The organism is Kitasatospora griseola (assembly GCF_044999035.1).
GTDB lineage: Bacteria > Actinomycetota > Actinomycetes > Streptomycetales > Streptomycetaceae > Kitasatospora > Kitasatospora griseola.
On sequence record NZ_CP173360.1, the window covers coordinates 5774286 to 5793235 of the forward strand.

At 75.1% G+C, this 18950-nt stretch carries 15 protein-coding genes; 6 read left to right on the forward strand and 9 right to left on the reverse strand.

Translation table 11 applies throughout. The annotated features are described in order from the left end of the window. Nucleotides 1-62: 62 nt before the first annotated feature. Entirely contained in the window at nucleotides 63-737 is a 675-nt protein-coding gene (locus ACI1MP_RS26265) for a TetR family transcriptional regulator (RefSeq protein ID WP_404869607.1), read from the reverse strand. 267 nt (nucleotides 738-1004) lie between these two features. Between ACI1MP_RS26265 and ACI1MP_RS26270 the strand changes: the two genes are divergently transcribed. The 3 genes from ACI1MP_RS26270 (at nucleotide 1005) to ACI1MP_RS26280 (ending at nucleotide 4205) form a co-directional block, all read left to right on the forward strand. Then, nucleotides 1005-2324, forward strand: coding sequence for a glycosyltransferase family 4 protein (locus tag ACI1MP_RS26270; protein ID WP_043913714.1), 1320 nt, complete (start codon nucleotides 1005-1007; stop codon nucleotides 2322-2324). A gap of 64 nt (nucleotides 2325-2388) precedes the next feature. After that, nucleotides 2389-3129 carry a class I SAM-dependent methyltransferase gene (locus ACI1MP_RS26275; protein ID WP_100585837.1) on the forward strand — a complete coding sequence of 247 codons (741 nt, stop codon included), beginning with the start codon at nucleotides 2389-2391 and terminating at the stop codon, nucleotides 3127-3129. After that, nucleotides 3126-4205, forward strand: coding sequence for a prenyltransferase (locus tag ACI1MP_RS26280; RefSeq protein WP_198520425.1), 1080 nt, complete (start codon nucleotides 3126-3128; stop codon nucleotides 4203-4205). Before ACI1MP_RS26275 ends, ACI1MP_RS26280 begins: the two co-directional genes overlap by 4 nt. A 116-nt stretch (nucleotides 4206-4321) precedes the next feature. Here the strand turns inward: ACI1MP_RS26280 and ACI1MP_RS26285 are convergent, their stop codons facing one another. The 4 genes from ACI1MP_RS26285 to ACI1MP_RS26300 all read right to left on the reverse strand — a co-directional run bounded on the left by ACI1MP_RS26285 (nucleotide 4322) and on the right by ACI1MP_RS26300 (nucleotide 8936). After that, nucleotides 4322-5326 carry a hypothetical protein gene (locus tag ACI1MP_RS26285; RefSeq protein WP_404869608.1) on the reverse strand — a complete coding sequence of 335 codons (1005 nt, stop codon included), beginning with the start codon at nucleotides 5324-5326 and terminating at the stop codon, nucleotides 4322-4324. Nucleotides 5327-5528: 202 nt separating this feature from the next. Further along, entirely contained in the window at nucleotides 5529-6515 is a 987-nt protein-coding gene (locus ACI1MP_RS26290; protein ID WP_380343420.1) for an N-acetylmuramoyl-L-alanine amidase, read from the reverse strand. A 7-nt stretch (nucleotides 6516-6522) separates the two neighbouring features. Further along, nucleotides 6523-8040, reverse strand: a complete 1518-nt coding sequence (locus ACI1MP_RS26295) for a hypothetical protein (protein ID WP_380343423.1) — start codon at nucleotides 8038-8040, stop codon at nucleotides 6523-6525. Nucleotides 8041-8279: 239 nt separating this feature from the next. After that, nucleotides 8280-8936 (reverse strand): class I SAM-dependent methyltransferase, encoded by a 657-nt coding sequence (locus tag ACI1MP_RS26300; RefSeq protein ID WP_404869609.1) that lies wholly within the window; start codon nucleotides 8934-8936, stop codon nucleotides 8280-8282. A 309-nt stretch (nucleotides 8937-9245) separates the two neighbouring features. Here ACI1MP_RS26300 and ACI1MP_RS26305 point away from each other — a divergent pair, with 309 nt between their 5' ends. After that, nucleotides 9246-10325: an alcohol dehydrogenase catalytic domain-containing protein gene (locus ACI1MP_RS26305; RefSeq protein ID WP_404869610.1), complete on the forward strand. Its 1080-nt coding sequence runs from the start codon at nucleotides 9246-9248 to the stop codon at nucleotides 10323-10325. 156 nt (nucleotides 10326-10481) lie between these two features. Here the strand turns inward: ACI1MP_RS26305 and ACI1MP_RS26310 are convergent, their stop codons facing one another. The 4 genes from ACI1MP_RS26310 to lanL all read right to left on the reverse strand — a co-directional run bounded on the left by ACI1MP_RS26310 (nucleotide 10482) and on the right by lanL (nucleotide 16904). Then, entirely contained in the window at nucleotides 10482-10631 is a 150-nt protein-coding gene (locus ACI1MP_RS26310; RefSeq protein ID WP_157815501.1) for a hypothetical protein, read from the reverse strand. Nucleotides 10632-11505: 874 nt separating this feature from the next. Further along, nucleotides 11506-11640, reverse strand: a complete 135-nt coding sequence (locus ACI1MP_RS26315; RefSeq protein ID WP_404869611.1) for a VenA family class IV lanthipeptide — start codon at nucleotides 11638-11640, stop codon at nucleotides 11506-11508. 188 nt (nucleotides 11641-11828) lie between these two features. Beyond that, nucleotides 11829-13727, reverse strand: coding sequence for an alpha/beta hydrolase family protein (locus tag ACI1MP_RS26320; RefSeq protein ID WP_404869612.1), 1899 nt, complete (start codon nucleotides 13725-13727; stop codon nucleotides 11829-11831). 369 nt (nucleotides 13728-14096) lie between these two features. Then, nucleotides 14097-16904: a class IV lanthionine synthetase LanL gene (gene lanL / locus ACI1MP_RS26325; protein ID WP_404869613.1), complete on the reverse strand. Its 2808-nt coding sequence runs from the start codon at nucleotides 16902-16904 to the stop codon at nucleotides 14097-14099. A 430-nt stretch (nucleotides 16905-17334) separates the two neighbouring features. On the opposite strand from lanL, the gene ACI1MP_RS26330 reads away from it, so the two are divergent. Beyond that, on the forward strand, nucleotides 17335-18171 hold the full coding sequence (locus ACI1MP_RS26330) for a Nif3-like dinuclear metal center hexameric protein (RefSeq protein ID WP_404869614.1): 837 nt from the start codon (nucleotides 17335-17337) through the stop codon (nucleotides 18169-18171). 34 nt (nucleotides 18172-18205) lie between these two features. Next, entirely contained in the window at nucleotides 18206-18949 is a 744-nt protein-coding gene (locus tag ACI1MP_RS26335) for a zinc ribbon domain-containing protein (RefSeq protein WP_380343442.1), read from the forward strand. Nucleotide 18950: the final 1 nt, after the last annotated feature.

Here is an 18950-nt window from a genome sequence, read left to right on the forward strand (position 1 = left end):
GGCCTCGGAGGCGGATGAAGTTGTCGGCGGTCCGGTGGGGGCCGTTCCGCGCCCCCACGACTCTAGCCGCCGACCCGCGCGGCGCCCCTGGGAGGTGGTGGAACCGGTTGCAGTTCGTCCTCGGCAGTGGCGGGCTTGGCGGGCGTGGCGAGGGTGAGCAGCCGGGCGGCGGTGTGCAGGTCGGCCCGGACCTCGGCCAGCGAGGACCGCCCCGACAGCCAGGCCAGCAGGGTGGCGTGCCAGGTGTGGGCGACCACCCGCAGCGCGGCCTGCTGGCCGGCCGTCGGCGGGTCGGGGAGCCGGGCGGCCGCCAGCACGATCGCCGAGGTGACCTGGGCGACCTCGTCCACCTCGCTGCCCACCGAGCGGTCCGCGAAGGACAGCGCCCGCACCATCGCCTCCGCCAGCCGGGGCTCGCGCTGCAGCGCGTGGAAGGCGTGGGTGAGCGCCTCGGCGACCCGGGCCGCCGGGTCCGCCCCGGTCGGCGGACGCCGCCTGACCTGCTCGTGCAGCCGTTCCAGCTGCTCGCGCATCACCGCCACCAGCAGGTGCACCTTGGACGGGAAGTAGCGGTACAGCGTCCCGAGGGCGACCTGCGCGCTCTCCGCCACCTCCCGCATCTGCACCGCCTCGAAGCCGCCCCGGGCGGCCAGCGCGGTGGCCGCCCGCAGGATGCCCCGGCGGCGCTCGGCCTGGCGCGGTGTCAGCGGCCCGGCGGCGGTGTCGTTCGCGGTCACGTTCACTCCCGGGGCGGAGGATCGAAAGGGCGGGTGGCCGGGACCGTGGTAACCGGCGGTAACAGCGGAGGGGCGGGCGGCTGAACAGCGTGGCGTGAATCACCTGCCACGGCTCCTGACGGCAAGCTACGGCCCGGTAATCTTCGAGGTCTCTCGTTGTCCGCTTTCCCCGACGGCGAGCCTGCACCACTGTGAAACGTGATCTACTTTACCGGTCGGCGGCCCCGCTCGTCGCCGGTCCCGGTGAGTAGGAAAGAGGGGCCCCGGATGACCGCGTTGCCGCCGCCGTCGCTGCGGATCGCCCTGCTGTCGTACCGCGGCGACCCGTTCTGCGGCGGCCAGGGCGTGTACGTGCGCCACCTGTCCCGGGAGCTCGCCCGGCTCGGCCACCACGTCGACGTGATCGGCGCGCAGCCGTACCCCGTGCTCGACGAGGTCGAGGGCCCCGGCTCGGTGCGCCTGGTGGAACTGCCCAGCCTCGACCTGTACCGCGCCGACGACCCGTTCCGCACCCCCGCCGCCGGCGAGTTCCGTGGCCCGGTGGACCTGCTGGAGTTCGCGGTGATGCGCACCGGCGGCTTCCCCGAGCCGCTGACCTTCTCGCTGCGCGCCCGCCAGTACCTGGCCCGGCACAAGGGCCGCTACGACGTGGTGCACGACAACCAGACCCTCGGCTACGGCCTGCTCGGCCTGGCCCGGCACGGCTTCCCGCTGGTCACCACGGTCCATCACCCGGTCACCGTGGACCGGCAGTTGGAGATCGACGCGGCCGCCGGCCGGCTGGAGCGGCTCGGCAAGCGCCGCTGGTACGCCTTCACCCGGATGCAGCAGCGGGTCGCCCGCCGGCTGGAACACGTCATCACCGTCTCGGAGAGCTCCCGCGGCGAGATCGCCGACCACCTCGGCGCCGCCCCGCACGCCATCTCGGTCGTCCCGATCGGCGCCGACACCCGCCTGTGGTCGCCGTCCGACGCCGTCGCCCGGGTTCCCGGCCGGATCGTCGCCACCTCCAGCGCCGACGTCCCGCTCAAGGGCCTGGTGCACCTGGTCGAGGCGCTCGCCAAGGTCCGCACCGAACGCGACGCCCACCTGGTGGTGGTCGGCAAGCCGCAGAAGGGCGACGGCCCGGTCGCCGACGCGGTGCGCCGGTTCGGCCTGGAGGAGCACATCGAGTTCCGCACCGGCCTGACCGACGCCGAACTCGTCGACCTGTACCGCTCCGCCGAGGCCGCCTGCGTCCCCTCGCTGTACGAGGGCTTCTCGCTGCCCGCCGCCGAGGCGATGGCCACCGCCACCCCGCTGGTCGCCACCACCGGCGGCGCCATCCCCGAGGTCGCCGGACCCGACGGCGAGACCTGCCTGGCCGTCCCGCCCGGCGACGCCGGGGCGCTCGCCGCCGCACTCGGCCGACTGCTCGACGACCCCGCGCTGCGCGCCCGGCTCGGCGAGGCCGGACGGGCCCGGGTGCTGGAACGATTCACCTGGGCCCGCGCCGCCGAACTCACCGCCGACCGCTACCGGGCCGCCATCGCCACCGGAACGGGCGCCGCCGCCCGCTCCGGGCCCGGCTGGCGCTACGTCGGCTGACCGGACCCGTTCGGCCGACAGACCGTCAACACCCGTACCACCCTTCGTGAATGGGAGCCCCGCAGTGCTGACCGTCGACTTCTCCCGCTTCCCGCTCGCCCCAGGCGACCGGGTGCTCGACCTGGGCTGCGGCGGCGGCCGGCACGCGTTCGAGTGCTACCGGCGCGGCGCCAACGTGGTCGCCCTGGACCAGAACGGCGAGGAGATCGCCGAGGTCCGCAAGTGGTTCGCCGCCATGGAACAGGCCGGCGAGGCGCCCGCCGGGGCCAGCGCCACCGCCATGGAGGGCGACGCGCTGAACCTGCCGTTCGACGACGACACCTTCGACCGGATCATCATCTCCGAGGTGATGGAGCACATCCCCGACGACAAGGGCGTGCTCGCCGAGATGGTCCGCGTCCTCAAGCCCGGCGGCCTGCTCGCCGTCACCGTGCCCCGCTACCTGCCGGAGAAGATCTGCTGGGCGCTGTCCGACGAGTACCACGAGGTCGAGGGCGGGCACATCCGCATCTACAAGGGCGACGAACTGGTCGAGAAGGTCCGCGAGGCCGGCCTGGAGCCCTACGGCAACCACCACGCGCACGCCCTGCACTCCCCGTACTGGTGGATCAAGTGCGCGATGGGCGTCAACAACGACAAGGCCCTGCCGGTGCGCGCCTACCACCAGCTGCTGGTCTGGGACATCGTCGGCACCCCCGTCATCTCCACCCTCACCAAGGCCGCCGAGAAGGCCCTCAACCCGGTCCTCGGCAAGTCCTTCGTCGTCTACGCCAGCAAGCCGCACCAGCCCCGGACCGGCGCGTGAGTGCCGCCGTCCCCGCGGCCCTGCTGCTGGACGGCGTCCTCGACGCCGCCCAGGCCGCCGACACGGTGCGCTCGATCCTCGCCCACCAGCAGAGCGACGGCGCGATCCCCTGGTTCCACGGCGGCCACCTCGACCCCTGGGACCACACCGAGGCCGCGATGGCCCTCGACACCGCCGGCGAACACGCCGCCGCCGAAGCCGCCTACCAGTGGCTCGCCGACCGGCAGAACCCCGACGGGTCCTGGTACGCCGCCTACGCCTACGGGCAGGACGGCATCGCCGACGGCACCGCCACCGACCGGGCCCGCGAGACCAACTTCTGCGCCTACCTCGCCGTCGGCGCCTGGCACCACCACCTGTCCACCGGCGACGACCGCTTCCTGGAACGGATCTGGCCCACCGTCAGCCGCGCCCTCGACCACACCGTCCGGCTCAGCCTCCCCGGCGGGGCGATCGCCTGGCGGCAGGACGAGGACGGCGCCGCCGCGACCGACGCGCTGCTCACCGGCTCCTGCTCGATCCTGCACGCCCTGCGCTGCGGACTCGCCATCGCCGACCACCTCGACCGGCCCCAGCCCGACTGGGAGCTCGCCGCCGGCCGCCTCCGCCACGCCATCGCCCACCACCCCGAGCGGTTCCTCGACAAGGACCGCTACTCGATGGACTGGTACTACCCCGTCCTCGGCACCGCGCTGCGCGGCGAGGAGGCGACGGCCCGGCTGGCCGCCGACTGGGACCGGTTCGTCGTTCCCGGCCTCGGCGTCCGCTGCGTCAGCGACCGGCCCTGGGTCACCGGCGGCGAGAGCGCCGAGCTCGCCCTCGCGCTGTGGGCCGCCGGACAGTCCGACCGAGCCGTCGAGATCCTCCGCTGGATCCAGCACCTGCGCCACCAGGACGGCTCCTACTGGACCGGCTACGTCTTCGAGGACGACGCGATCTGGCCCGAGGAGCGCACCACCTGGACGGCCGGCGCGCTGCTGCTCGCCGTCGCGGCCCTCGGCGGCGACCACGCGACGGTCAGCGTCTTCGGAGGGGAGCACCTGCCGGCCGGGCTGGTCGTCGGCGACTGCTGCTGAGCCCGGAGCAACCGAAAGGTCCGCCCGAGGAGGGAACTCCCTCCTCGGGCGGACCTTTTGGTGCGAGCGGGGTCGCTCGCGCGGTTCCCCGCGCCCCAGGGGGCGCGGGTCGCACGTCAGCCGCGCTGGATGCCCGTGGTGTCGTTCAGGACGCCGTGGGTGCCGTCGGGCAGCTGGGCGACGAGCGCCGCGCCGCGCTGGTCGACCGCCAGGTACCAGGTGCCGGGGACCAGTTCGCCGACCGGCGGGCCCATCGGGTTGTCCTTGTTGGCCAGCTGACGGACCGCCGGGACGGCGAACCAGAACGGGGCGAACGGAGCGGCGGCGGCCTGCGGCGGGACCTGGTCCTGAATGGCCGGCTGAACGGCCGTGGGCTGCTGCGCGGCCGGCTGCGGGGCCGGGGCGGCCGCCTGCGCGGGCGCCGGGTAGCCGTACCCGCCGGCCGGCTGGCCGCCGAACTGCTGGGCGGGCGCGGGCTGGTCGGCGTGCGGCTGCGACTGGCCGGGGAACGGCTGCGGCTGCTGCTGCGCGCCCGGGTAGCCGTACGCGCCGGGCTGAGCGGGCTGGCCGGGCTGGCCGGGCTGGCCGGGGGTGCCGGGCTGGCCGGGGGTGCCGGGCTGGCCGCCGTACGGCGGGAACGGCTGCGGGACGGTCTGCGCCGCCGGGGTGCCGGAGACCAGCGGGCCCTGCAGGGCCGGGACCAGCGGACCGGCGATCACCGCGCCCGCCAGCACCAGGGTGGAGAGCAGCGCCAGGTAGGCGCCCGCACCGTTGGCGAGGCCCTTCTGGACGCCGAGCAGCGTCCACAGGCAGCCCCAGAACGAGACCACGGACAGCGCCGTGCCCCACTGGTCCAGCCGCAGGCCGACGACCTGCTTGGTGCCCCAGTTCTCCTTCTGGAGCCGGAACAGCAGGATCAGCGCCGCGCCGATCAGGCCGGTCAGGATGACCGAGGGCAGCACCGGGAACAGGTCCGAGGACCAGCCGTTCCGGGACAGGCTCGTCGGGCAGTACTTGCCGGAGCAGTCGACCGCCACGAAAGGCAGGAAGGACGAAATCAGGAGCAGTACCGCCGCACCGGCGACGGCGGCGTCTCCCCTGGTGAGAGCGCGCAGATTCACTGACGTTCCCCTCATTGGTGTAGTCGTGGTCGGCGGGCGGTGACCGAGCCCCCGTGGTACCGGAGCGGTACAACGGGGCAAAAGCCTAGGGCCAAGGCGACGCCGTGTGCACAGCGCCCTCCGGATCCGGTACGAACCGGACGGCCCGGCAGGGCGGCCCGCACGGGGCAGAACAGGTCTTGACGGTGGGTCTGCTGGTGAATCACCCCGTGAGGTAGCTGGTCAGGGCATCGGCGACGGCCTGCGCGGCGCGCTGGCGCCACTCCGGGTCGGACATCCGCCCGGCGTCACCGGTGTTGCGCATGTTGCCACACTCGATGAACACCTTCGGGACCTTCGACAGGTTGAGTCCGCCCAGGTCGCTGCGGGTGTCCAGGCCCTGCTGGCCGATGTAGGTGGAGGTCGGCTCACCGGTTCCGGCCTTGAACGTGTCGCGCAGCAGCACGCCCAGCCGGTGCGACGGGTCGACGATCGCGGAGGTGTCGGCCGGGCCGGCCACCACCTTGGCGGGCATGATCACGTGGAAGCCGCTGCCGGAGGCCGGCGCGCCGTCCGCGTGGATCGACACCGCGGCGTCCGCCTTGGCCTCGTTGCCGATCCGGGCCCGCTCGTCGATGCACGGACCCCACGGCCGGTCACCGTCCTGGGTGAGCACCACGGTCGCGCCCCGGTCCTGGAGGATCTGCCGGGCCCGGTGCACCACGTCCAGGGTGTACTCGGCCTCCGAGTAGCCCGCGTTGGTGGAGGTGCCGGTGGTGTCGCACTCCTTGCGGCTGTTGCCGATGTCCACCTTCCGGTTGATGTCGGCGGTGTGCTTGGCGTTGCCGGTGTTGTGCCCCGGGTCGAGCAGCACCGTCCGCCCGGCCAGCGGGAGGTTCGCCGTGCCCGCGGCCGAGGCGGACGGCGACGGCGCGGGCGCGCCCGCGGACGGCGAGCCCTCCGGGGCGGCGGCGCCCGACGGGCCGTCCGCGTCCACCCGGTCGCCCTCCGCGTAGTGCGGAGACACCGCCGGGTGCGAGGTGACGTCCCGGGTGCTGTTCGCGACCGCCTGCCAGCTCAGCCAGCCGATCAGACAGACCGGCAGCACCACGCTCGTCAGCTTCGCGGCCCGCCGCAGGCGGACCGCGCGCCGCTCCCGACCGGAGTGCGGGTCGGGCTCGACGGGGGGCGAGGTGGTGCGGCCGGTCACGAGTTCCTCAGATCCTGTCCCAGGTGCGCGCCGTCAGACCGTAGGTGTCGGCGATCGGCTTCCACTTCGCCACGAAGTCCTTCTTGGACTGGGTGGCCTGCGGGTTGAGGTCGTTGGCCCGGCCCAGATCGGCGGTACTGGGCGCGGTGTTGTTGGCGCAGCCCTGGGCGGAGACGGCGCGCGCCCACGCCGCGTACGCCCGGTCGATGTCCCCCGACGCCTGCCAGGCGTCCTTCAGCTTCGCCGCCGCGTCCGCCCCGCCCGGCAGGTTGTCGGTGTGCAACTGGGCCAGCTCGGCGAGCAGTTGGTCGCGCTGCTGGGCGCCCGCGTCGAACACCTTCGCGGCGTTGTCGATCTCCGTCTTCGGCGGGCAGCTGCGCACCTTCGCCACGGCGTTGCCGATCGGCGCCTTCGCGTTCTCGCCCTTGGTCAGCAGCGCGTCCAGCGCCTTCGCCTCGGCCGCGGCGTCCGGACCGGCCGAGGGCGCGCCCGACGCGGACGGCCCGGCGCTGCTCGGCGCGGAGGCCGCCGGCGAGGCGCCGCCGCCGCCCGGGACGCTCTGCGACTGGTCCGGCGCCGGGACGGAGCTGCCGCCCTTCGACTGGGACGACGTCCCGCTGTCGCTGTTCTGCACCGCCCACACCACGCCGACGCCGATCACCACCAGCAGCGCCACCGCCGCACCGATCAGCACCGGGGTGCGCCGCCGCCGCGGGTCGTCCTCGTAGTCGAAGTCGGACTCCTGCCCGCCGTACCCGCTCGGGCCGTTCGGGAACTGCTGTCCGCCGAAGGTCTGCTGACCGCCGTACGAGGGCGGCGGGCCGCCGAACTGCGGCTGCCCGAACTGCTGCTGCTCGAAGGGCTGTTGGCCGTACGGCTGCTGGTCGAACTGCTGCTGGCCGCCGAAGCTCTGGCCCTGCGGCGGCTGGGGCGGGAACTGCTGCCCGCCGAACGTCTGCTGCGGACCGCCGAAGCCCGGCTGACCGCCCTGCGGGGGCGGCGGAGCGCCGAACTGCTGCTGCTCGTACGGCTGTTGGCCGTACGGCTGCTGGTCGAACTGCTGCTGGCCGCCGAAGCTCTGGCCCTGCGGCGGCTGGGCCGGGAACTGCTGCCCGCCGAACGTCTGCTGACCGCCGTACGAGGGCTGCGGGCCGGGCGGGGCGGCGGGCGGCTGTTGGGCCGCCGGGGGCTGCGGGGCGGCGGGCGGCTGCTGGGCGGTCGGGGGCGCGGGGGCCGGCTTCGGGGCGCGGGGCGGGGTCGCCGGACCGGTGGCCGCGGCGACGCGCGGCGCTTCGGGCTGCGGCGGCTGGGGGACGACGGGTGTAACAGGTGCGACGGGCGCGACAGGGGTGACCGGGGCGGCGGGTGCGACCGGGCCGGCCGGGATCTTCGGGAGCGGGATCGCCGTGGTGGGCGGGCCCGCGGCCGCCGGGTCGTCCGCCACCGGTCGGCGGACCCAGCCGCCCGCGCCGTTGTTCGCGGTCGGATCCCACACCGCTCGTGCGGCCCTGCCCTGCTCCGTCATGCCGTGTCCCTCGCCCCCGCCTATGACCCGCCGATGCCTGCCCGCCGTACCGACCGTGCCGCGCAGGCCGTCCACCGCCCCGACACCGTACCGGCCGTCGGCGGGGCGGGTCACGGCGGTCCTGCAACGCGTCGCGGTGGGGACGACGCCGGAACCGCGGTGATCGTTCCCGGTCGCGGCCGGAAAGTCGTCGCCCGGCCCGCCCGGACCGGTCCACCGGTCCGATCGGTGGCGGGAGGTCAGGACGCGGCGCGGCGCAGCACCCGCAGCGAGCCCGTCACCGAGACCTCCGCGAAGCCCTCGTCCAGCGCCCGCAGGTACACCCGGTACGGGGCCTGGCCGCCGTCCGCCGGGTCGGGGAACACGTCGTGCACCACCAGCAGGCCGTCCTCGGCCAGGTGCGGGACCCAGCCCAGGTAGTCGCCGGTGGCGTGCTCGTCGGTGTGCCCGCCGTCGATGAACACCAGCGACAGCCGGCCCTGCCACACCGCCGCGATCTGCGGCGAACGACCCACCAGCGCCACCACGTGCGGCTCCAGGTCCGCGGCGTGCAGGGTGCGGCGGAAGCGCGGCAGGGTGTCCATCAGGCCGACCTCCGGGTCGACCAGCGTCGGGTCGTGGTACTCCCAGCCCGGCTGCTGCTCCTCGGACCCGCGGTGGTGGTCGACGGTGAGGGCGACCGTGCCGCTGCGACGGGCGGCGTCGGCCAGCAGGATCGCCGAACGCCCGCAGTAGGTGCCGATCTCCAGCACCGGCAGCCCGGTGCGCCCGGCGGCCTCCAGCGCGGCGGCGTACAGCGCCAGGCCCTCGTCCTCGGGCATGAAGCCGGTGGCGGCGCGGAACGCGGCGAGCACCTGCGGCTCGGGCGTGGCCTCGGCGGTGGTGAGGTCGGTCATCGGGCGCTCCTGCCGGGCTGGTCGGGGACTGACCAGGACCCTACTGGATGGTAGGAACGCCCTCCGTCGCCGGACAGTCCCCTGCGGGGGCGCCCGTCGGACCAGGTCGACGGCGAGCCGTTCGTGGCGCCCGGCGAGCTCGGCCTCGATCAGGGCGGCCCGGCCGGTGGTCACGGGGTGCGGCAGGAGCGGGTGGTGTGCGGACTGCCGTCCGGCGGGGCAATGCGCTATACAGGGCCCGCAGTGGAACGTGTTCCACCCCCTCACCCTCCACCCGGCCCTCGGTGGCCCGCACCCCGGGAGCAGCCCGTGCGCGCAGCGATCCTGCACAAGACCGGACAGGACACCCTGGACGTCCGTGACGACGTGGAAGCGGTCGGCTTCGGGCCCGGCCGGGTCCGGGTCCGGATGCACGCCGCCGGCCTCTGCCACTCCGACCTGTCCGCGATGACCGGCGTCCTGCCGCAGCCCGCGCCGTTCGTGCCCGGTCACGAGGGCGCCGGCGAGGTGGTCGAGGTCGGCGAGGGAGTCACCGACCTCGTGCCCGGCGACCGGGTGGTGCTGTGCTGGATGCCGCCCTGCGGGGACTGCCACGCCTGCCGGCACGGCCGGACCCACCTGTGCGTGGCCTCGCTGCGCCGGCTGTCCACCCCGACGTTCCGGATCGGCGGCGACACCGACGCGTACGGGTTCTACAGCACCGGCGCCTTCGCCGAGGAACTGGTGGTCCCCGCCGACGCCCTGCTGCCGGTCCCCGCCGACCTGCCGTACGAGCTCGCCGCGCTGATCGGCTGCGGCGTCACCACCGGGCTCGGAGCCGCCGTCAACACCGCGCAGGTGGAACCCGGTTCGACCGTCGCCGTGATCGGCGCGGGCGGCGTCGGCATCGCCGCCGTCCAGGGCGCCCGGATCTGCGGCGCCGCCCGGATCACCGTGGTCGACCCGGTGGCCTCCCGGCGCGAGCGGGCGATCGGCTTCGGCGCCACCGAGGCGATCGCCCCCGAGGAACTCAAGTCCGCCGCCCGCGGCGTCCCCGGCGGCGGCTTCGACTACGTCTTCGAGGCGGTCGGCCGCTCCGAGACCGTCCGGGCCGGCTACGACGCCGCCCGGCGCGGCGGCGCGGTGGTGGTGATCGGCGCCGGCGCGGCCGACGACCGGGTCTCCTTCAGCCTGGGCGAACTCTTCTTCAACGAGAAGCGGGTGCTGCCGTCCATGTACGGCGGCGGCGACGTCCGCCGCACCGCGGACCGGGCCGTCGACCTGTGGCGGGCCGGCCGACTGGACCTGGCCGGAATGATCACCCACCGGCTGCCGCTCACCGAGGCCAACGAGGCGATCCGGCAGATGCGCAGCGGCGAGGCGCTGCGCACGGTGCTCACGGTCGACTGAGACGGGCGCTCGCCGCGGTCGGCTCGGCCGGGTGGTGCCGAGTCGCGGGCCGGACGGCCGACGCCCCCGGGCCCGTCAGGACGGTGACGGGACCGGGGGCGTCGGCGGTGCGAGGTGGTCGTGCGGCGGGCCGGGGGCCCGCGGCGGCCGGAAACGTCAGCGGCGGTGGCGGCCGTGCGGGTCCGCGTCCGCGCTGTCGTCGCTGGCAGTGGTACCACGGTGCCGGCCGTGAGCCAGGCCGTCGGCGGCCTCGTCGGCGCCGGGCGCGCGGTGGTCGTGCGTGGTGTCGTCGATGGACTCGGACATCTGGTCAGTCTTCTCCGTGCGAATGGGCGGTCTCTGCGGAAGGTGCACCGGTACGCCTCGGCGCGCCGGTGTGTCCGGGAGCCGGACAGCAGGAAGCAGGCCGTCCTCGTGGTCGGCCCGCGCGGGGGCCACGATAACGGCCGAATCGGATCGGAGCCTACCCAAACCGCTGCGCGTCGCGCCCCCGACCCGCACCGTCCGCGGCTGCCACTCCCGCGGGTTCCTTGCCGGGAACGCGCGGCGGCAGTTCGAACAGCCCCGCGGGACGCCGGTGCGACGGACCCTCGGGAGCCTTCCCGTACTGCCCCGCACGAGGGTGGCCGAGGCGATGGAACGAGCCCTGCGCGACCGCTCGACCGTGGTCGCGGCCGCGCGGGTCCTGGTCGGGACCGCGCCGAACGGCGACGGCGCGGAGTTCGTCGAGCACCGGTGCGTCCAGGTCGGGACGAGGGCCGAGGCGGACCCGGCGGATTGTCGACGCCCGTGCCCTCGGCGGCTGCGACGGTGTCCGAACCTTCGTGCACCTGTGGTGACTTGACGCCGAGAGTTTCGCCGGAGGTCGGGTCGTCGCTCGTGCACCCCCTCGAAACGGCTCGCGCCGGACCTGCTGCCCGGGGTCGGTGTCGACTCGGCCGCGCCGAGCACCGACCGGGCAGCCGGTCCGGCGACGGCCCGGCCTGCGTCGTGACGTCCGGGGCTGCGCCCGCCACCTCGGGCGGGGCCGGTGCGATCGCGGCCTCCGGCGGTTCCGACACCGTCGGCGCGATCGACCGGCCTCACGCCCGGTCAACTCCCGGTGGGCGCAAGGCGAACCGGACGGTGCGGGCCGGGTCCGCCCCTTCGCGGGGGCGGACCCGGCCCGGGTGTCCCGGCGTCAGCTGATGGTGAAGATCAGGCAGGTCAGGACCAGACAGGTGAACTGGCACCCGGCTCCGTGGCCGCCCAGCTCGACCGACTCCAGCTCCGGCAGCTCCTGCAGGGCCGCGAGTTCGGTCTCGAGCGCGGTCATGTTCTCCATGGTGTTTCCTCCCCTATGGGTTCCGTCGGGCACGGACGTGTCCGACTACTGCGACGGAAAGCGTTTTCCCGTTGCAGGTCAGGCCCCGCCGGACGCGCTCCTGGCCGCAGCCGGGCAGGCCGGCGGGCTCCCGCGCGCGGCGGGAAGTCTGGTGACGAATCGTCAGGATCCGGGACGGCTCAGGCGGGTCTGCCGGTGCGCAGGAAGCCCGCCAGCAGCTCGTGCAGTACGGCCGCGCCCTCCTCGGCGAGCAGCTCGTGCCCCGCGCCCGCCGCCTCCACGTAACGGAAGTCTGAGCCCTCGGTCCGGCCGAGGCGCAGCAACTCGTGCCGCAGCGACCGGGACTGACCGACCGGCACCACCTCGTCCCGGTCGCCGTGCACCACCAGCAGCGGGGTGCGCAGCCGGTCCGCGAGGTGCAGGACGTCGCGCGGGCCCCGGGCGTCGTCGATCGGACGGTCGCCGCCGAGCCGGGCGGTCAGCGCCCGTACCGGGGCCGAGGCCTCCGCCAGCAGCCGGCCGCCCGACAGGAACGGCGCCACCACCGCGCACCGCGACACCGTCCCGGCCGGGGCGTGCGCGGTGGCCAGCAGCGCCAGGAACGCGCCGTAGCTGACGCCGAACAGGGCCGGCGGCTCCAGGCCGAGCGCGGCCCGCCGCCCCGCCACGCTCGCCAGCAGCGCCAGGACGTCGTCCAGGTCGGGGCCGCCCCACGCGCCGCGGATCGCCATCGCGAACTCCGTGCCGTAGCCCGTCGAACCGCGCTGGTTCGGGGCGAGAACGGCCAGGCCCTGTGCCGCCATCCGCTGCAGCGCCGGGTCGAACTCCAGCCGCCAGACGTCCGCCGGCCCGCCGTGCAGCGCCAGCACCAGGTGCGGGGCGGACAGCCACTGCTCGCCGCCGTACACCACCGCCTCGACCGGACCGGCCGGACCCGCCAGCCGAACGCACCGCGCCGGCCGCCACCGGCCGCCGTCCCCGGGCGTCGCCGAACCGTCCAGCCGCCAGCCGGCCGGCGAGGCGGTGTCGAGCGGAGCATCCTGGCGGGCCGTCAGCAGCGCGTCCACGTCCAGGGTGGCGAGGGCGGCCGGACGGTCCGGCGCCGAGTACGGCATCCGCAGACCCGCCGGCGACCAGTGCCCGATCGCACCGAGCCGCCCCGGCGGCACCGGCAGCGGATCGAGCCGCCCGCTGCCCGGCTGCCACAGCACCAGCGAGGACACCGCTCCGTGATCCACCTGGAGCACCACCCGGGGCTCCGTGCCGGGCCCGTCCGGCGCGAGTGCGATCGGCCGGAGCAGGCGGTCCGGCTGGTGCAGGCAGTCGGGGAAACGCACCGGCTCGGCGCCGCCGATCAGCGCCCAGCCCAGTCGGTCCACGCCCGGCGCGTCGCTGCGCAGCATCCCGAAGCCGGTCGCCGGATCGAACAGCACCAGCCGGTCGTTGCTGCTCGCGCCCAGTTCCAACAGGGGGGTGGCGACGCCGAGTCGGAGATCCAGCACGACGGTCTTCACCATGCCGTCGGCCACCCGGTCCAGCGCCAGCAGGCGTCCGACCTCGTCCAGCCACACTCCGCCGCCGTACAGTCCGGGCAGCTCGGCCGCCACGTGCGGCGCGGAGCCGTCCGCGGTCAGCAGCCACACCGTGGTCACCGGCCGGGTGTCGGTCCCGAGCAGCACCGCGATCGGCGCGTCCGCCGCCGTCCCGGCAGGCCCGGGCATCGCCAGCATCCGCAGCCCGGGCAACCGCATTCCCGCAAGCGGGAGTTCGACGGCCGGCCGCCCCGGCCCGCCGTCCGCGAGCGCCACCACCGTGTGCCGATCGCCGTCGTGCCGACACACCACCACCCGCCCGTCCGGCAGCGCGACCAACTGCGACCGCAGACTCTCCGCCCGCCCCTCCGCCAACGCCAGCGGCCCCGGCGTCGCCACCCCCTGCTCCGGCAACCGCCAACTCTCCACGTACCAACCGCCGTCGGCCCCGGCCGCCAGGCACGCGGCGTGCGAGCCGTCACCGGCGAAGGTGAAACTCAACCGCCGCAACGCCTGCGACGCGGTGCGTACAGTCGCGGTGCTCATCGGGGTCCTCCAGTGGGGCGGTGGGGCAAGGGCGGTGCAGGGAGCGGAAGGTGACGGGCGGGCAGCTGCGGGGTGTGCGCGGTTGCTCCGCTCCGCGACGGGTGCGTGCGAGGGCCGGATCCCGGCGCGGCCCCTGGCCGGCAGGTGCAAGCGGCCGCGCGGTGTGCGCGTCCGCTCCGCTCCGCGACGATGCGGAGACCGGCGGGCGAAGTGGCCGAGTCGACGGCTGCGGCAGGCTCACGCCGGCAGGTGCGGACAGCCGTGTGGTGCGGGCGGTGGCGTCACCCCCCAGTGACGCGACAACCGGCGGCCGGGGCCTGCGAATTGATGCCGACACCGGGTTCCTGCCGGCGGACGCGTTCGTGGCGCTCATCGACGCCCTCCTGTCGACCCAACGCTCAACTGGCCCGGCAGTGGGCCAAGTCGATATCCCTGCGAAGCGGCCTCGCGGTACGCCTCCGGGTCGGACCACAGGCGCGGTCCCTGGTGGTGGAGGCGGAGGAGGAAGGCGAGGGGGCCGGTGGTGCCGGTGCCGTGGGCGGGGGTGCTGGTGGTGCCGGTCTCGTCGGGGAGGAGCAGGAGACCGTCGTGGCGGGTGGCGCGGTCGGCGAGCAGCCGGGCGATCTCCCGGGCGCCGTGGCGGAAGCGGCTCTCGCCGGTGGCCCGGGCCAGGTCGAGCAGGAACTCGCCGTTGCCGGCCAGGCCGTGGCACGCGGAGGTCCCGCTGTGCCAGCGGGCGCTCAGGACGGCCCGGCCGGCGGCGCGGGCCAGGTGGTGGGCCCGGTCGTCGCCGGTGGCCTGCCAGTGGCGGATCAGGAAGCTGCCGACCCCGGAGGAGCCGCTGCACCAGTGCGCCAGCCGGACGTGCGCCGGGTCGCCGTGGCTCTGCGGCCACCACGCGGCGTCGCCGTCCCACCGGGCGGTCGCGGCCAGGGTCTGCGCCGCCAGGCCCGCTCCGGCCGTCAACTCGTCGGCGGCATCGGGAAGTTCGGCGGCGCGCAGCCGTTCCGCGCAGGCCAGCAGGAAGGCTCCCACTCCGGCCACCCCGTGGGCGTGACCGAGGTGGACCGCTCCGGCGAGGGCCGAGTCGAAGTCGGCGGGCACCGGCCAGACCGTCCCGTACGGTTCGGTGCGGGCGGCGGCCAGCAGGGTGCGGGCGCAGTGCGCGGCGCGGTCGAGGAACCGGGGTGCTCCGGTGGCGCGGTGGGCGCGCAGCTGGAGGAGGCCGGCTCCGGCGGCGCCGTGGCAGACGTCCGGGTTGGGCCAGGCCAGGGGGACGTCGAGCGCCATTGCGGCGGCCCGTTCGGCGAGGCCGGGGTCGTCGAGGGCGTCCGCGGCGTCGAACAGGGCCCAGGCGGTGCCGGAGCGGCCGAAGTGCAGGCCGGGCAGCACCACGGGTTCGGCGGCGCAGCGCCGTTCGATCCAGTCGGCGGCCGTCGCGGCGGTGGCCCGGGCCTGTTCGCGGACGGGTTCGGGCAGCGGGGCGAGGCTCGCCCGGGCCAGGACGGCGAGGACGCCGGCGGCGCCGTGCTGCACGTTGCACGGGTCGGTGAGCTGCCCGCTCGGGACGGTCGGCCACAGGCGGTCGGGGCGCTGTGGGGTGGCCGTGGACGCCAGGTGGCGCAGCCCGTCGTGCAGCAGCCGGTCCAGTGGGGGAGGCGTCCGCGGGCCGGGGGCCTGCGGGGCGGGTCCGGCGAGTTCGTGCCGGACCCGGGCGAGGTTCCACCGCCGGTCGGCGTGTTCCTCGCGCAGCCCGAGCACCAGCGGGGCCAGTCGGCGTGCGGTGAGGCCCGCGCGGGCGGCCGACGCCAGCCAGTGGTCAAGGGGCCCGTCGCCGGGCAGCAGCGGGTCGTGGCCGGTGGCGAGCAGGAAGAAGAGGCCGCCGAGTGCGTACAGGTCGGCGCCGGGGTCGGCCCGGCGGGTGCGGTGCGGGCCGGAGTTCTCGGGGGCGCGGTAGCCGGGGGTGCCGGCGGTTCCGGCCAGGGTTCCGGCGGGGACGGCGAGTTCGAGGTCGACCAGGCGGACGGCGCCGTCCGGCCGGACCAGCACGTTGCCGGGGGAGAGGTCGCGCAGCACCAGCCCGCGCCGGTGGACGTGCTCCACCAGGTCGAGCAGGGCCAGTGCCAGCGGACCGGCCTCGGTCCACGGCACACCGGGGGTGCCGTCGCGCCGCAGTCGGGCGGCGACCCAGCTGCCCAGTGCCTGGCCGGGGATGCGCTCCTGGACCAGGAAGAGCGAGTCCTGCTGTTCGACGAGGGCGTGCACCCGCGGGGTCAGCCCGCTGTCGGCCAGCAGGTCGAGCAGCTCGGCCTCGTGCCGCAGCGCCTGCCGGGCGTCGGTGCCGGCCCGGTCGACCTCGATGTGGGCGCGGGCCTGCTTGACCACCACCTCGGCGCCGGTGGCCGGGTCGGCGCCCAGGAACACCCCGCCCTTGGCGCTGTGCCGCAGCGCGGCGGTGAGCGCCCAGCGGCCGTCCAGCAGCACGCCGGCCCGCCGTCCGTTCGCACCCGTGCCCGTGGTCGACCCCGCCCCCTCGACGGGGTCGACCACCCACGGCGGGCAGCGGTAGGACGCGGTGCGGACGTCCTCGACCGACTCGCCGGCCGGGCCGCGCAGCATCGAGCGGTACGCGCCGTCGTTGCCCAGCACCGCGCGGCCGGTGAAGACGCCGTAGCGGTAGTGCACCGAGCTGCCCGGGCGGTACGGGCGGTCGGAGAGAATCACCGGTCCGGGCATTCCCACGGTGGCCAGGTGGAGTTTCTCGGCGAGCCGGCGGAATTGCTCCTGGTCGCCCGGATAGGCGGTGAGGAATTTCCCGGCCGAAGCCCGGTCGCTGTTGCGGGAATTGATTTCGTGCAGGCGCTCCCGGTCCGCGGCGAACTTGAACGTGCACGGGTCCTCGGCGATCACCGCGGCGACCGCGGCCAGCACCTCGACCGCGACCGGGGAGGCTGCGGCGACGTGCAGCTTCCACCCCTGCTCGGGGAGTTCAGGGCCGGGCGGCCGCACCGTGCACCAGAAGCCCTCGACCGCGACCGTCCAGTCGCCGTCGTCTCCCCGGGCCCTGCTGCCGGTCACGGCCGCCCGCGCCACCTCCACCAACGCGCCGTCCGCGCCCGGCTCGTCGTCGACCGGTGCCGGCCCCCCTGTCCTGCGCAGCGGTGTGCCCGTCCCCATCTGCTTCACACCCCTTCGCGGTGGACTCGACCCGTCACGGTCTGCGGAAGTCACGAGAGGCTCGCCCGTGCCGGCCGAATTCTTTCGGGAATTCCGGCCGGTCACCCTTTTTTCGACCCCCCGGTCGAGGCAACTCTCGTTCGCAGGACTGAAGTTACTTTCGGGGCGGGGGTGACTCAACACCGGCCGAGTCACTTCACTCGTAAGGGTGATCAAATTTCGTTTTCGAATACGTTCGCCCCGGGGCGTGTGGGCAGGGCCCTCCGCGCTCCCACCGGCCGGTCCGCCGTCCGTCGGCCTCCGGGAACGCCGTCCGCGCCCCGATCGGCCGCCCGACATCGCGTTGACGCGCAGGTGTGCGGGCCGTCCGCAGCGCGGGTGGCGGACGGGCCCGGCCGGGCGGGGCCGTGGCACGCGGTAGTCTCGACAGGTGCCGAAACTGTCCGACGTCATCGCCGTGCTCGAAGAGATCTACCCGCCGCAGTGGGCGGAGTCCTGGGACGCGGTGGGCCTGGTCTGCGGCGATCCCGAGGCCGAAGTGGGCCGGGTGATGTTCGCCGTCGACCCGGTGCAGACCGTGGTGGACGAGGCCGTCGAGTGGGGCGCCGACCTGCTGGTCACCCACCACCCGCTCTACCTGCGCGGCACCACCACGGTCGCCGCGACCGGCTTCAAGGGCCGGGTGGTGCACACCCTGATCAAGCACGACATCGCGCTGCACGTCGCGCACACCAACGCCGACCACGCCGACCCGGGCGTCTCGGACGCGCTCGCCGAGGCCGTCGGGCTGAAGGTCACCGGCCCGCTGGTGGCCGACCCGACCGACCCGGCGGGCCGCCGCGGCAGCGGCCGGATCGGCGAACTCCCGCAGCCGATGACGCTGAGCGCGTTCGCCGCCCAGGTCGCCGACGGACTCCCCGCCACCGCGGCGGGCGTCCGGGCCGCCGGCGACCCGGAGCGGCAGGTGCGCCGGGTCGCGGTCTGCGGCGGCTCCGGCGACTCCTTCCTCGCCGAGGCCCGCAAGGCCGGCGTGGACGCCTACCTCACCGCCGACCTGCGCCACCACCCCGCGTCCGAGGCCACCGAGGCGGCGCCCGTCGCCCTGGTCGACGCCGCGCACTGGGCCACCGAGTGGCCCTGGCTAACGCTCGCCGCCCGCGAGCTCACCAGCCGTGCCACCGACCGAGGTTGGCCACTGGAGACCCGCATCTCCACCCGGGTCACCGACCCGTGGACGGCGCACGCGCCGATGCCGTACACCCCCTGACACCCCGTCGAACCACACACAGGAGCCATCCCGCGTGAATGCCGCGCCCGCCGACCAGATCCGCCTGCTCGACCTGCAGGCCATCGACTCCCGTCTCGACCAGCTGGCCCACCGGCGCCGTACCCTGCCCGAGCACGCCGAGATCGACAAGGCCACCGCCGACCACACCGCCCTCAAGGACCTGGTGGTCGCCGCCCAGGCCCAGCTCGGCGACACCACCCGTGAGCAGACCAAGGCCGAGGCGGACGTCGAGCAGGTCCGTGCCCGGTCCGCCCGCAACCAGCAGCGGATGGACTCCGGTGCGGTCACCTCGCCGAAGGACCTGGAGAACCTCCAGCACGAGAACGCCTCGCTGGCCAAGCGCCAGGGCGACCTGGAGGACGTGGTGCTGGAGGTGATGGAGCGCCTGGAGTCCGCGCAGACCCGGGTCACCGAGCTCACCGCCCGCCTGGAGCACTCCGCCGTGGTGGTCGCCGAGGCCGAGGGCCGCCGTGACGCCAAGTTCGCCGAGATCGACGGCGAGGCGGAGAAGGTCCGCCGCGACCGCGAGGCCGTCGCCAACGTCATCCCCGCCGACCTGATGAAGGCCTACCTGCGCCTGCGCGAGCAGCAGGGCGGCGTCGGCGCGGCCCGCCTGTACCAGCGCCGCTGCGAGGGCTGCCGCACCGAGTTCTCGATCACCGAGTTCAACGCGATCAAGGCCGAGCCCACCGACAAGGTGCTCCGCTGCGAGAACTGCGGCCGGATCCTGGTCCGCACCGGCGAGTCGGGCGTCTGAC